This window comes from Ciceribacter azotifigens, from assembly GCF_048159625.1.
In the GTDB taxonomy this organism is placed as follows: Bacteria; Pseudomonadota; Alphaproteobacteria; order Rhizobiales; family Rhizobiaceae; genus Allorhizobium; species Allorhizobium azotifigens.
The window spans coordinates 55,666-68,776 of the sequence record NZ_JBLQTA010000012.1; the positions used below are offsets into that span (position 1 = coordinate 55,666).

Annotated in this window: 12 protein-coding genes; 2 read left to right on the forward strand and 10 right to left on the reverse strand. The window is 62.2% G+C overall.

Annotated features, from left to right (window positions below):
- Nucleotides 1-87: 87 nt before the first annotated feature.
- From ACM6UT_RS16565 to ACM6UT_RS16575, 3 genes are read right to left on the reverse strand one after another with little or no spacing between them, the layout of a single operon-like run.
- On the reverse strand, nt 88-3,225 hold the full coding sequence (locus ACM6UT_RS16565) for an efflux RND transporter permease subunit (RefSeq protein ID WP_416798450.1): 3,138 nt from the start codon (nt 3,223-3,225) through the stop codon (nt 88-90).
- A gap of 38 nt (nt 3,226-3,263) precedes the next feature.
- Nucleotides 3,264-4,397 (reverse strand): efflux RND transporter periplasmic adaptor subunit, encoded by a 1,134-nt coding sequence (locus ACM6UT_RS16570; protein WP_416798451.1) that lies wholly within the window; start codon nt 4,395-4,397, stop codon nt 3,264-3,266.
- A 60-nt stretch (nt 4,398-4,457) separates the two neighbouring features.
- Nucleotides 4,458-5,066 carry a TetR/AcrR family transcriptional regulator gene (locus tag ACM6UT_RS16575; RefSeq protein ID WP_416798526.1) on the reverse strand — a complete coding sequence of 203 codons (609 nt, stop codon included), beginning with the start codon at nt 5,064-5,066 and terminating at the stop codon, nt 4,458-4,460.
- A gap of 203 nt (nt 5,067-5,269) precedes the next feature.
- On the opposite strand from ACM6UT_RS16575, the gene ACM6UT_RS16580 reads away from it, so the two are divergent.
- Nucleotides 5,270-5,545 carry a hypothetical protein gene (locus tag ACM6UT_RS16580; RefSeq protein ID WP_416798452.1) on the forward strand — a complete coding sequence of 92 codons (276 nt, stop codon included), beginning with the start codon at nt 5,270-5,272 and terminating at the stop codon, nt 5,543-5,545.
- Nucleotides 5,517-6,125, forward strand: coding sequence for a DNA-3-methyladenine glycosylase (locus ACM6UT_RS16585; protein WP_416798453.1), 609 nt, complete (start codon nt 5,517-5,519; stop codon nt 6,123-6,125). Before ACM6UT_RS16580 ends, ACM6UT_RS16585 begins: the two co-directional genes overlap by 29 nt.
- A 183-nt stretch (nt 6,126-6,308) precedes the next feature.
- Here the strand turns inward: ACM6UT_RS16585 and ACM6UT_RS16590 are convergent, their stop codons facing one another.
- The 7 genes from ACM6UT_RS16590 to ACM6UT_RS16620 all read right to left on the reverse strand — a co-directional run bounded on the left by ACM6UT_RS16590 (nt 6,309) and on the right by ACM6UT_RS16620 (nt 13,071).
- A complete protein-coding gene (locus tag ACM6UT_RS16590; RefSeq protein ID WP_416798454.1) occupies nt 6,309-6,899 on the reverse strand; it encodes a hypothetical protein in 591 nt (196 codons plus the stop codon).
- A 371-nt stretch (nt 6,900-7,270) separates the two neighbouring features.
- Nucleotides 7,271-8,032 carry a pseudouridine synthase gene (locus ACM6UT_RS16595; protein WP_416798455.1) on the reverse strand — a complete coding sequence of 254 codons (762 nt, stop codon included), beginning with the start codon at nt 8,030-8,032 and terminating at the stop codon, nt 7,271-7,273.
- Between the two features lie 118 nt (nt 8,033-8,150).
- Nucleotides 8,151-8,966, reverse strand: a complete 816-nt coding sequence (locus ACM6UT_RS16600; protein ID WP_416798456.1) for a formylmethanofuran dehydrogenase subunit C — start codon at nt 8,964-8,966, stop codon at nt 8,151-8,153.
- Nucleotides 8,963-9,871 (reverse strand): formylmethanofuran--tetrahydromethanopterin N-formyltransferase, encoded by a 909-nt coding sequence (gene fhcD / locus ACM6UT_RS16605; RefSeq protein WP_416798457.1) that lies wholly within the window; start codon nt 9,869-9,871, stop codon nt 8,963-8,965. Before fhcD ends, ACM6UT_RS16600 begins: the two co-directional genes overlap by 4 nt.
- The gene (locus tag ACM6UT_RS16610) at nt 9,859-11,490 is read right to left on the reverse strand and encodes a formylmethanofuran dehydrogenase subunit A (RefSeq protein ID WP_416798458.1); all 1,632 of its coding nucleotides are present in this window, start codon (nt 11,488-11,490) and stop codon (nt 9,859-9,861) included. The genes fhcD and ACM6UT_RS16610 overlap by 13 nt, the downstream gene beginning before the upstream one ends.
- Entirely contained in the window at nt 11,484-12,461 is a 978-nt protein-coding gene (locus ACM6UT_RS16615) for a molybdopterin-binding domain-containing protein (protein ID WP_416798459.1), read from the reverse strand. Before ACM6UT_RS16615 ends, ACM6UT_RS16610 begins: the two co-directional genes overlap by 7 nt.
- A gap of 211 nt (nt 12,462-12,672) precedes the next feature.
- Nucleotides 12,673-13,071 carry a 4a-hydroxytetrahydrobiopterin dehydratase gene (locus ACM6UT_RS16620; protein ID WP_148177567.1) on the reverse strand — a complete coding sequence of 133 codons (399 nt, stop codon included), beginning with the start codon at nt 13,069-13,071 and terminating at the stop codon, nt 12,673-12,675.
- Between the last annotated feature and the right edge of the window lie 40 nt (nt 13,072-13,111).

A 13,111-nucleotide genomic window follows, 5' to 3' on the forward strand; every position in this document is an offset into this window, starting at 1 on the left:
CTCCCTTTTTCGGTCGCAACCATGTGACAACCGTCAGGACTGCAACCGGAGAAGGGCGAAAATGTTCCACATCGGCCAATGCCGGGCTCACTCTGCGGCGAGCGGAAGTTCCTCCTGTCGAGGTTCGGGCTGCCGCTTCTCCTCCGGCGCATGTGTCCTCTTCGGTTCGCGACCGAAGAACAGGGCGTAGCCTGCGGGAAGAGCAAAGACCGTCAGCAGCGTTGCAACGAGGATGCCGCCCATCATCGCATAGGCGAGCGGTCCCCAGAATACGCCCCGCGAAATCGGAATGAGCGCAAGCACCGCAGTCATCGCCGTGAGCGCGATCGGCCGGAAACGCCGCACGGCCGCACCGATGATCGCATCCTGCCGTGAGACCCCGGCGGCAATATCCTGATCGATCTGGTCGATCAGGATGATCGAGTTGCGGATGATGATGCCGAGGAGCGCGATCACCCCGAGAATGGCAACGAAGCCGAAGGGTGCCCCGGTGATCAACAGCGCGGCAGCCGCGCCGATGATGCCAAGCGGTCCCGTTGAGAGGACCAGCAGTGCCTTGCCGAAATGCTGCAATTGCACCATCAGGAGAACCAGAGTGACCAGCAGCATGATCGGCACCTTGGCGGCGATGGACGCCTGGCTCTCGGCCGATTCCTCCGCGCCGCCCTGAATCTCGATCGCATAGCCAGCCGGCAGGCTGTCGCGCAGATCCTTCATGCGTTCGAAGAGCTTGAGGCCGACCTCGCTGCCTTCCGCGCCGTCCGGGATCGTGCCCCGCACCGTGATTGCCGGCAGACGGTTGCGGCGCCATTCTATTCCCTGCTCCAGCACCGGCTCTACCTTTGCAATCTGCGATACCGGGACGAAGCCGCCGTAATCGGTCGGGATGTAGACGGACTGGACCGCTGAGAGGAGGTTGCGCGAAGCATCCGGCTCCCGGGCAACGATCGAGACCGTCTCCTCGCCGTCGCGGAAGGTATCGAGCGGAACGCCGGAAACCACAGCCTGGACCATCTGCCTGACGCGCTGCGACGTGACGCCAAGCGCCCGCGCCCTGTCCTGGTCGATGACGAGTTTCATCGTCGTCACCGGCTCCAGCCAGTCGTCGTGAATGGTCCCGATCAGCGGATCCTGCGAAAAGTAGTCCTTCACCTTGTCCGCGATTGCTCGAACCTCGCCGCGTTCCGGTCCAACGACGCGGATCTGTACCGGCCACCCGACCGGCGGGCCGAGGAAGAGGCGATCGACCTTCGAGCGGACGGACGGGAAATCCTCGGCAAGTATGCCGCGCAGCTTGGCAATCATTCGCTCGCGGGCGTCCTCGTCCTTGGCCATCACCAGCAACTGCGCGAAATTGGGATTGGTGAGTTGCTGGTCGAGCGGCAGGAAGAAGCGTGGAATACCCTCGCCGATGTAGGTTGCGACGAAGGTCTTGTCCGGATCGTCGAGAACCCGCCTCTCGAGTGCCTTCGCCTGCCGTTCGACTTCGAGAATGCTGGTTCCCTCGGGCAGCCACATGTCGACGAGAATTTCCGGACGAGAGGACCTCGGAAAGAAGCTCTGGGTGATGAAGGTGAATGAGAAGAGGCTCGCCACAAAAACTACAAGCGTGAGCATCAGGACGATGACGCGGTGCCGGACGGCCCAGCCGACCGCGCCGTGCAGCCGCCGGTAGAAGGCTGTGTCGAAGACATCGTGGTGCCCCTGGCCGGCGTGTGCCCGCTGTTTGAGGATCATGTGGCCGAGCCACGGGGTAAAATAGACGGCGACGAACCACGACGTCACCAGCGCGATGCCGACCACGTAGAAGAGAGATCGGACATATTCGCCTGCGGTCGAAGCCGCGAAGCCCACCGGAATGAAGCCGGCGACGGTGATCAGGGTGCCCGTCAGCATAGGAAACGCGGTCGACGAGTATGCGAAGGTCGCCGCGTCAAGTTTCTCGAGCCCCTCATCGAGCTTCCGCTCCATGAGTTCCACGACGATCATGGCATCATCGACCAGCAGCCCGAGCGCGATGATCAGAGCGCCGAGCGATATGCGCTGCAACTCGATCCCGAACTGGTACATGATGGCCAGGGTGGCGGCGAGCACCAGCGGTATGGTGACTGCGATGACCATGCCCGATCGCCAACCGATCGACAGAAGCGAAACCACAAGCACTATGACCAACGCTTCCATGAGCGCCTGGGAAAATTCGCCGATTGCCTCGTGCACCACCTCCGGCTGATTGGAAATCTGGTCGACGGACACGCCAACCGGCATTGATGCGGTGAAACGCTCGTAGGTCGCCTCGATCGCCTTGCCGACATCCGTCACCTTGAAGCCGGGCGCCATCACGACGCCGATCTGAACGCTGTCACGACCGTTGAAACGGAACTTCCGGGTATACGGTTCGGCGTGACCCGATGAGACATAGGCAATGTCACCGAGACGAATGACCTCACCACCGGCCTTGATCCGCAACTCGCGCACGTCATCCTCCGAGCGGACGTCTCCTTCCACGGAGACGCGCACGGATCGAGCGGAGGATTCGACCGAGCCTGCCGAGTCGACATTGTTCTGCCCGGAAAGAGCCGCCTGGAGGTCGCCGAGCGTCAGCCCGCGCTCGGCGAGCACCTTGGAGGAGATGTCGATGTGGATCTGCCGCGGCTGATCACCGAGGATCACCGCCTTTTCGACGCCGGGGGTGGCAAGCAGCATGTCACGCGCACGGATGGCGAAATCCTTGAGTTCCGGGAAGCTGTAACCGTCGCCGGACAGCGCATGCATGGTGACGAAGGTGTCGCCGAATTCATCGTTGAAATACGGCCCCATCAGGCCTTCGGGCAGTTCCTGCTCGATGTCCCCGACCTTCTTGCGAACCTGGTAAAAGGCATCCTTCACCTCCGCGGCGTCGGTGTCGCCCTTGATGTTGATGGTCGTGATCGCCATCCCGGCACGGGTATAGGAGTGGATATAGTCGAGGTGCGGCGTTTCCTGCAGCTTCCGTTCGATCTTGTTGACGACCTGGTCCTGCATTTCCTCGATACTGGCGCCGGGCCAGACGGTCTGGACGACCATGACCCGGAACGTAAAGTCGGGGTCTTCCTTCTGTCCCATGTTGGCGATCGCGAGCGCGCCCGCCACGATGATCACCGCGAAGAGGAAACGCGCAAGACTGCCGTGAGCGATCGCCCAGCGCGACAGGTTGAACGGCGTCTTTTCTCGGTCGGACGTGCTCATGAGGGGCCCTCTGGTGGAGACGTTTTCAGGAGTGGGCGTCAGCGCGCTACGACGGTGGCGGGTGCGGCATTCACGGCCGTCTGTGCATCCGCTGTGGAAACTTTCACTTTCATGCCATCTCGCATGAATTGCGTGCCAGCAGAGACAACCATCTCGCCGGGGGAGAGTCCTTCGCTCACCACCACGCCGTCATCAGAGAACTCGCCGAGCCGGACGGAGCGCGGACGAACGGTGTCGGAACCCCGCTCGACCACCCAAACCACAGGATTACCATCCTTCTCTGCAAGCGCGCTCACGGGAATGTTAAATCCCGCAGGCCCGCCACCGACCTGTGTTTCGACCGTTGCAGTCATTCCAAGCAGCACCCGCGGATCGTCGGGGATGCGAACCCGTACGGAAAAGGTTCGAGAACGAGGATCGGCGCTGCCGGCGACCTCCCGGACGGTGCCGTCCAGCACCATGCCCTGCTGCGACCAGAACCGAATCTTCACTGCGGCACCCGCCACGAAGTTCGTGATCTCGGTCTCCGGTACGGCAACCTGGACCTCCTTTTCTCCATCCATCGCGACTGTAACGACCGGCGTGCCCGATCCGACCACCTGGCCGGGCTCGCCATTGACGGCCGTGACTATGCCGGCCATGTCGGCGTGAAGCCTCGTATAGGCGAGCTGGTTCTTTGCCTGTTCCAAAGCGGATATGGCCGACTGCTCGGTCGAGAGAGCCTGGTCGTAGGCAAGCGTGCGCTGGTCGAGTTCGGCTTTCGACGCAGCATTCTTTGCGTAAAGCGTCTCAGCACGCTGCTTGAACAGCTTGAGCGTGCCCACCTGTTTGACGGCCGAGCGAAGATCGGCCTCCGCGCGGGTGACCGCAAGCTCGTAGTCGGCAGCGTCAAGTCGAGCCAGAAGGTCCCCCGGCCGCACCCTGTCGCCGATGTCAACCGCACGCTCGGTGATCTTGCCGTTGACACGGAAAGCGAGATTGATCTCATAGCGAGCCTTGACCGCGCCCGAATATTCTAGCTTGCGCCCGCTCTCGCCGGCCGCCACCTCGATCACCTTGACGGGGCGAACAACGGCTTCCGCTTTGCTTTCCTCGTCGCTGCACCCGGAGGCCAAAACCGCCGTCATCAACAGGGAAAGGCCGATCAGCAGCCTACCCGCGAGTCCGTTCATACTCGACCTCATGCTACGCTCCTGATGTGTCACATTGGCGAGGCGGCCTCTGCCGCCGGTCTAGTTCTTCACGGCCTTCAGGGCGAATTCGATCAGCTCTTCAGCGCCCGGACGGTTCAGCTTCATCAGGCATTGGGTCACCATCTGCGGATGAATGAGGATGGCAAGACATGCGCTGAAGCAGCGTCCGGCGCTCTCTGCATCTTGCGGAGGAAATTCGCCGGCCTCGATCCCGTCCCTGATGATCGAGGTAATCACCTGGTCGAGGCGGGTCACGTGTGCATCGATGACCGGCCACTCCTGCTCGATGGCGACAACGACCATCTCATGGACCTTCTCCTGATCGAGCATCGTCTCGACGGTCATATTGTGCATCGCATGTCCGTACCGGCGGAGCCTCTCCTCGGCACTGACCGGCAAGCGGGCAATCGCCAGGGCCGCCTCGTAGCCCGCATCCAGCATGCGCTGCGCCAGCGCCTGGTGAATTTCGGCCTTCGATGAAAAGAACCGGTAGACGTTTGCCGGCGACATGCCGAGGTCCTTCGCGATGTCGGCGACATTGGTCTTGTAGTAGCCGTAGTGGCGGAACAGCCGCTCTGCCGCGTCGAGGATGCGGGTGATGTTCTCTTGTCGGGTGTGCTCTGCCATGTTGTCGGCGGCTTCGGACATCTGCTTTGCCTTGAAATTACGTGTGACGTTTTTCATATTTCGTCATTCATAATTCAAAAGAAGACATCAGTCAATTCGGGAAGCAAGGTACGCTTCGCGTGTAGACACATGGCCCGGCGGGGCACGCTCCGCCAGCCGCGGAACATCCTTGCCGGGATGCCGTTGCGCGCGGTATCTAGGACTATCGTTCAAGGAGAACAGTGATGCGAAGGACCATTGCCGTCGCGATCGCGGTCGTGCTTTCATCCTGTACGGCGACGCCACACCTCGGCGGCCCGCGACTGGAGCCCGTGCCGGGCAGCATCACCTATGGCGGGCAGCCCCGCACCAAGCTGACCAAGGCCCCGGTCGGCAGCACGTTCGAACATCGCTTCCAGGACCGGTTCGGCCGGACCGTCATCGAGGTCTACCGCATTGAACCGGACAGAAGCCTCACAATCGTCAGGCGCTATGTCAGAGACATCTTCCCCGACTTTTGATCCGCCGCTGGATGGAGGTCCCCTCGACGGCTTCTTCGACCGCAGCGCGGTCGATGTTGCACGGGATCTCATCGGGGCGAAGCTCACGCTGGAGGGTGTCGGCGGCATCATCGTGGAAACGGAGGCCTACGAAGCAGATGATCCGGCGTCGCACAGCTTCGGCGGACAGACCCCACGCAACCGTTCGATGTTCGGCCCGGCCGGTCACGTCTATGTCTATCGATCCTACGGGATCCACTGGTGCCTGAACGTGGTCTGCCGCACGGCAAGCGCTGTTCTGGTCCGCGCGATCGAGCCGGTGTGGGAACTCGAAAAGATGCAGAACCGGCGCAGTCGCACCGACCTGAAGACGCTTTGTTCGGGGCCGGGCCGCCTGACCGAGGCATTGGCGGTCACGCGGGCACACGACGGGTTGCCCCTGCTTTCGCTACCCTTCGGCTTCGCTCTGCCAGCGATGGACCCTCCGGTCGCGGTCGGCAGGCGAATAGGCATCACCAAGGCAGTCGACCGGCCCTGGCGATTCGGTGTCATGGGTTCGCCCTTCCTGAGTCGGAAGTTTCCGGACAGGCCCGCAGCCTAGAACCTTCTCCCACGCGATCAGTTGGCGGGATGCGGCAGGCGCACGACGTTCCCGGCGCCGACCGGCACGGGCGCATTCCGACCGAAAAGGCCACGGGCGCGGTTTCGAAGGGGGCCTCGTCGATGACTTTCTGCAAGCCCGCGGGAATCCCCGGCTTTCCATTCCCCGGAATCGCGGCCGCAGTCAGATGGTTCTTGCTATCGGGAGCAGAAACTCGTCCAGGAGAACGGCCACCATCCTCCAGGTATCTGCCTCCAGAAAAACGGGCTTGCTCGTTTCTCGGACATCAGCCAGCGTCTTCGGCACGGAGCCGGCCGCGCGACACAAGCGCAGACGTTCCGCCGGCTCTTCCGTCTTTGTGGCGCGAGAATTCAAGACGTCGAACGTCAGCTGCCGGGCAATCCGGTAGCCCTCGTCGAGCAGGTCGTACCGGATCCTGTTCGCGCCGGCCGCGGGTACGGCCTCGAACGGCATATCGATCAGTTCCTGCAAAATACGCCAGACATCCTGCTCGCCGGCAGGCGTCCATGCCCTCGCTTTCCCGAACGCGGGCGCGCAGCGCACGATGGCGAAGGCTATCGCAGCCGGCCAGCAGTCACAATCGACCTCCTCGAAGAGACCGTCGTGCAGCCGTTTCCCGGCAAGACGCAGAGGGGCCCCGTTGTCGTCTAGATAGAGAGAAACCTCGGTGATGTCGTCTGAGAGGTGCAGCCAGGGATGATCAGCTCGAAATTGTGCAAGCGCACGCCTGTCTAAAACAATGACCGTATTCATTCCTGTCCAAACAGTCCGAAGAGTTGCGCCGCGGCAAAAGATGGGGACGACCAGCTCGCAATCCAGCACTCCCTTCATCGATTTCAAAATACGCTATGAAAGAAGGAACTGAAATTGGCCAATCCGCGCACGCAAAGGCTCGGATCGCCGGCGCGGAGTATCGGACGTAGCTGATTTAATTCAGAAATTTCTGATTTTTGGGCAAATCGATGACAGCGCGACCTTTTTTGGTGCGTCCCGCCGGATGCATGGCTTCCCGGAGAAAAGGATGCGTCAGAGACAGAGTTGCCCATTTTGTGCGCAGACGGCAATCAAGGCGCCGCTGACACCGCAAGGCCATCGGGACCACTGGACGGCTTGGTGGCACTCCCTTATCGATCACCAAACCCTGTCGCCTTGCGCAGGATCGCGATCTCGCTGGTCGTCAGGCGCCGGACACCACCCTTCGGAAGATCGCCGAGTTCGATGTCGCCGAGCGCCACACGGACAAGGCGCAGGCACTCGACGCCAATCGCTTCCAGCATCCGGCGGATCTGACGGTTGCGTCCTTCCTCCAGCGTCATCTCGAGCCAGGTGTTCTTTTCCCCCTGACGGATGATCCGGACGGAAGCGGCACGCCATGTCTCGCCTTCCACCGGCACGCCCGTCTCCAGCTGCCTAACCTGGCGGTCATCGAGGCGCCCGCCGACCTGCACGTGGTAGATCTTCGGCACGTGGGTCGCCGGGTCCAGAAGGCGCTGGGCGAAAACCGTATCATTGGTGAAAAGCAGCAGGCCTTCGCTCGCCTTGTCAAGCCGCCCGACAGGGGAAAGAAAGCCGAACTCGGTTCCCTCGAGACAGGAAAAGACGGTCTCCCTGCCCTCCGGATCGTCCCTGGTGGTGACGAGACCGCGCGGCTTGTTCAGCATAACGTAGACCTTTTCCTCCGCGGCGACCGCCAGGCCATCGACTTCGATGCGATCCGAGCGGATATCCACCCAAGTCTCAAAATCGGTGACGGGCTTACCTCCGACCGAAATCCGCCCTTCCGCCAGCAACCGTTCCGCCTGCGTGCGGGAGCAATAGCCGAGCTTGGAAAGCGCGCGGGTGATCGTCACCCGGTTGCCTGTTCCGCCTTTTGCCGATCTTGCCACGAGTGGTTTTCCGCAACGGTTCGAGTTGTTCGACTTGTCGCCGTGACGGATCACGACAGGCAAAGGCCATTGATCGAACGACGCAACAAGTCAAGCAAGAGGTTCGGATGCGGAAAGCTCATCGTCCGCGGCGAAAGAGGATCTCGCCTTTGCCGAACACGGCATTGTCACCACAGATGCGGGTTGGTGAGGTCCCCAGCAACGGCTTGTCGAGGATCTTCTCCGCGATCAGGAAGCGGTCGAACAGACCGGAAAAGGCGATATCCGCATTGCCGCAATCGACGAATGTCGGCGAGAGTGCCTCCGGCCGCCGGTCGAGGAGCAGTGAGCCACGTTTCATCAGATAGCCGGGCATGGCTCCGACCCGTCCCGTTACCACGATCGTTCCGGCGATCATGCCGAGCCCGAGATGATCGTCACATCCTTTGAGCACCGCGATCAGTCCGCGCCGCATCCTTTCGCCGGCGCGATGCCCCGCTTTGCCACGCACGACGATCGTCCCGCCGCTCACACCCTGCAGCTCACCTGCCAACGGAGCACCGAGGCGATCACCGACATTGCCCGTCACTTCGATGCGACCACCCGAGAGGCCGGACCCGAGTTCCTCGCCGGCATTGCCTTCAATGACCAGCGTACCGCCGCCCATTGCCCGGCCCGCCCTGAAGCCGACATCCCCGACGACCCGGATACTGCCGGACACCATGCCCACGCCGACCTGATCGAAGCGCCGCGACCCTCCTTCAAAAACAATGGAGAATGCGTCCTTGCCCGTCACTTTGAACAGGTCGCCGACCTTGAGGCCGGTCCGCGTCGTTCCGATCGGGAGAGCGGCGATATCCGAAACCCCTTGACCTGACAGGCGGTCTGGAACGAGCGCCGACAGATCGAGCCTCTCTTCGGGTTCGGCGAGGAGCTTGAAGGTCAGCGGCTTCATGGCAGCAGCTCCTTGAGGTGGTAATGGAACTTGCCGAGCTTGCCACCGTAATTGCCGGCGCTGATCCTAAGCGCACCCTGCTTCGGCCCGAGCTTGACGACGGCCTTGAGGCCGGCACGCATCGCGTCCGCGACGGCATCACTGGTCTCGCCGTCGATAACGATCTCCAGCACCGCATTGGTGCCGGCATCAAGCGCCGTGTTCACGGCCCCCTTGAGCGTCGGTGCAAAGGCGTCGTTGGTCGACGCCATCATCCCCTTGTATTTGCCGCCGACCTTCGAGCCGGAGCGCACGATCCCGCCCGGGAAGGGCATGATGACCCCCGGAACCTTCTCAATGGCGGCAACTGCGGTCTCGGCTGCCTTGAGCGCCTTTGCCCAGTCGGCCGCGAGAAGCAGCATGTTGCCGCCGCCCACCGCCTGCTTGGTCAGGCCCGTCGTCGCCTCACAGAGGAACTCTCCGTCCATCACCGGAACACGCCAATAGTGCTTGCCGCCGAATTTCTTGGATATCTGCCAGCCGTCGCCGAAGTAGCGGAGCGCCGAACCGAGGTCGAGCGGCGCAGTACCTTCCAGGCCGGCAAAACAGGCGCTGCCGGGCGAGGTCAGCACACACTGTCCCAGGCGCGTCTTCAGCTGTTTCTGCAGTTCGTCCGTTCCCATAGCAAACAGCATGACCCGACAGCCGGGACGACCGTCCGGCGTCTCACTCTCCGGCACGTCCATATCGATGCCCGCCTCACATCCGCAGCCGATGACGGAGGTGGCAAAGCCGGTCATGGTGATCGCCGCCTGACGGGCCCATTTGAGTGTCGGAGCGGTGATGATGATGGCGGTCGCCCGCATGCCGAAGGCTTCGGCAAACGTGTCGTCGACGGTGACGCCGTTGCGGATCAACTGTTGCATGGGACCTCCGCAAAAGCGTCGGCGCGGGTGATTGCCGTCTCCGGAAATGTAAACCAGTCGAGGCCGAGCCCGTAGCGGCTTTCGAAATAGTCGCTGAGCCGGCGGGACATAGCCCTGTCCTGCGGCGGATCGAGGCGTAGCGCCTTGCCCCACCGGTAATGAGTGACGGCACCGTCCTGAACCACGAGATCACCGTTCTTGAAGACCAGCGCCGCCTCGCGGAACATCCGGGCGATGTCCTTGCCCCGCCTGTAGACCGCAACGTCGGCGATCGCACCCGCACCGAGATGACCACGATCCTTGAGCCCGAGGAGCCTCGCCGGGGCGGCGCGGGTCATGATGGCAATCTCGTCGAGCGTGTATTCACGCGCGATCGAAGAAAGCGTCGAGTGCTTCAGCGCCGCCTGGTTGAGCTTCTCCGATTGGAGATCCCGCGCCTCGCGGCTCATCAGGAGTTCGAAAAGCTCCGGATAGGTGGTGAACGGTGCACCGTTCGGATGATCCGTCGTGAAAAAGACGCGCCAGGGATCGGTGATCAGCAGGAAGAGTTCGAGCCCAATCGCCCATTGCAGCGAGCCGTAATAATCCTGCTTGTAGCGGTAGGGAACGATCCCCCCTCCGTTCGCATCGCCGTCATAGATGACGGATTTGCGCGGGCTCGCGTGGCCGATGGCCGAGAACTGGCGAATAACGTCCGCAGAGATCGTCACCGTCTGGCCGAACATCACCTGCCCGACATCGATCGTGACCTCGGGAGTTCCGTTGACGAGTTCGGCGAGATGAGCCGCCTGCGAGGAGAAACCACGTTTCCCCTCCGTCCCGTACCCATAGAACTGCAAGTGTGCGAGGTGGAGCCTTTCCCCCTCGGCCGCGCTGATGGTTTCCGCCGCCGTCGCGGCATTCCCGGGTATGCCGAGATTGTTGGCATGAACGTGGAGCGGATGCGGAATACCGACACGGCCGACGGCTGCCTGCAGGGTCTTGACGATCCTGCGAGAACTGACCCCATAGGCCGGCACCACATCGTCGAAGGAGAAGGCGCGAACGTTTTCCTTGAAAGCCGCCGCACCGCCGGCATTGATCACCTTCACCCCCAGCGACCGTGAGGACGACACGGTCCAGGCGACGTAATCGTCGATCATCGCCGCAGGCTCGTTGTCCCGGATCATCGAGAGAAGGAAATCGTCGTTGCCGAGGATCGCAAGCGTCGCCTTGTCGATAATCGGGATGTCGGAGAGTTCCAGATGAGTGTGGAGCGCGTTGAGCGGGTTCATCGCCGGCTCGACCACCGTGGTGAAACCCATCTGCGCATAGAGCGTCCCGGTCCGGAAGGTCGACCAGCCGGCGTTCGAGAGCGGGGTGTGCAACGGGCGGGCCTGATGGGCTCGATGATGCTCCGGCAGCAGCAGACGCGCCGTGTTCACGTTGCCGCCGCCGACATGCGAATGGATGTCGATTGCTCCGGCCATCACCACGCAACCGGAAACATCGAAGGTCTTGTCGGCACGCCGGCCTTCCGGCCTTTCGACAATCAAGCCATCTCGCATCCACACGTCCCGTCGTCGGCTCTCACCGTTTACAGGATCGACGACCTCTCCTCCCGCCAGTCGGATCAGCACGGCAGCGCCTCCCTTTCCGGCAGGGCATCCGCCAGTTCGCGAAGAACCCCGGAAACACGCGGACGATCGGAGGGGGCAGACGCCTGCACGGCCGACAGCGTCCCGATACGGCTTGAGTAGAAGACGCCGTCGTGGTCGACACCGGCCCGTCCGACGGTGATCGTTACCGCAGCCCCGGAAACCGCACCCTCGTCGGGAACGAAGGCAACGAGCGGCAGGCCGCGGCGCGGCGCCGGCGGATCGCCCTCTCCCTCCGAAATCCAGAGATGCAGGTCCGCCTCGCGCTCGGCGATTATCCGCGTCACGTCCGATAGCTGCGGATCGTAGATCGGCTTGCCGGTACCGAAGCCGGTCCTCGGCGGAAAGCCTGTCATCCAGACGGATGCGAGCGCGAGACCCCAGGCACGATCGTCGGAAGGCAGGAAAAGGCTGGTGGCACGGCGGCTGCGATTGAGATCACCGACCAGTCCTTGCAGCATGGCAAGCGTGAAAATTCCCTGCTGCCGGCCGGAGAAAACAAAGACGGGGAATGCGGCCTTTTCGATCGCCACGTTGAGTTCCTCAACCCCCTCGACGGCACCGACGCTCTTCCTGCCGCCGAGCCCGGCTCGCACGGAGGCGAGAACGGCGGCCAGAGGTTGGCCGGGCGCCTTGACGACACTCGCCTTCACCCGTTTCAGCACGGCGGAGATCTCGGATGCGGTATCCTGGCGTCCTGCACCCGATATGTGGAACCAGCGCCGTTTATGCGAAGGAGCCAGATCCGGGCGCGCGTTATGCCAAGAGAGGAGAAGTTCGTGATGAGCCGCCGGGATTTCACCGACCAGAACGATCAGGTCAGCCCGCCGGCGGGTCTCGAGCGGGGTCGTGAAGAAGCCGCCATGGTCGGTAAAGAGCGCCGCCTCTTCGGCGAGTTCGTATCCGCGAACGTGATCGTAAGCCGCCCCGACCAGTTCGGCCAGAGCGATCACACTTCGACAACCATGAATATCCGAATCGACTGAAATAACCGGGCAGCGGCACGACACCAGAAGCTTTGCCGTCTCCTGAATAGCGGCTGTCAATGAAACTGCCTGGTTGCCTATCCACGCAACCGACATACCCCACAACTTTCTGGTGCCGGTCCAGATTCTAGCCAATTCTCTGAGAAAGTGAACCCCCGCCCGGAATCAAAATCGCCGATCAGTCGTCGTACTTCAAGTAGGCGAACCGCTGATCCGTCCGTGGGGTACCTTCCAGAGCTCCGCCTTCCCTGCCGGGTTGCCACTGGACAACCTCTTCGATCTTGCGGGCGAGTTCGAAGTCCTTGTCGGTGATTCCTTTGGCCACATGGGTCATCAGTTTGACTTCGACCCAGGCGTAGGAAGCTTTGAGGTCAGGGTGATGCCATGCGGCTTCAGCCAGGTGGCCGACCGTGTTGATGACCATCAGCGTCGATTTCCAGCTGTGGGTCTTGTACTTGCGTCGCAGCCAGCCATCCTCGTAACGCCAATGCGGCAGTTCACGCTTCAGCCTCTCGAGGATCTCGGCTTCGGAGTAGACACGGTCCGCCTTGCCGGCGGCATCAGTGCGGTCGTTCATCGATGTGGCCTCCCTCATTCTTTGAGCACGCCGCTTGCGC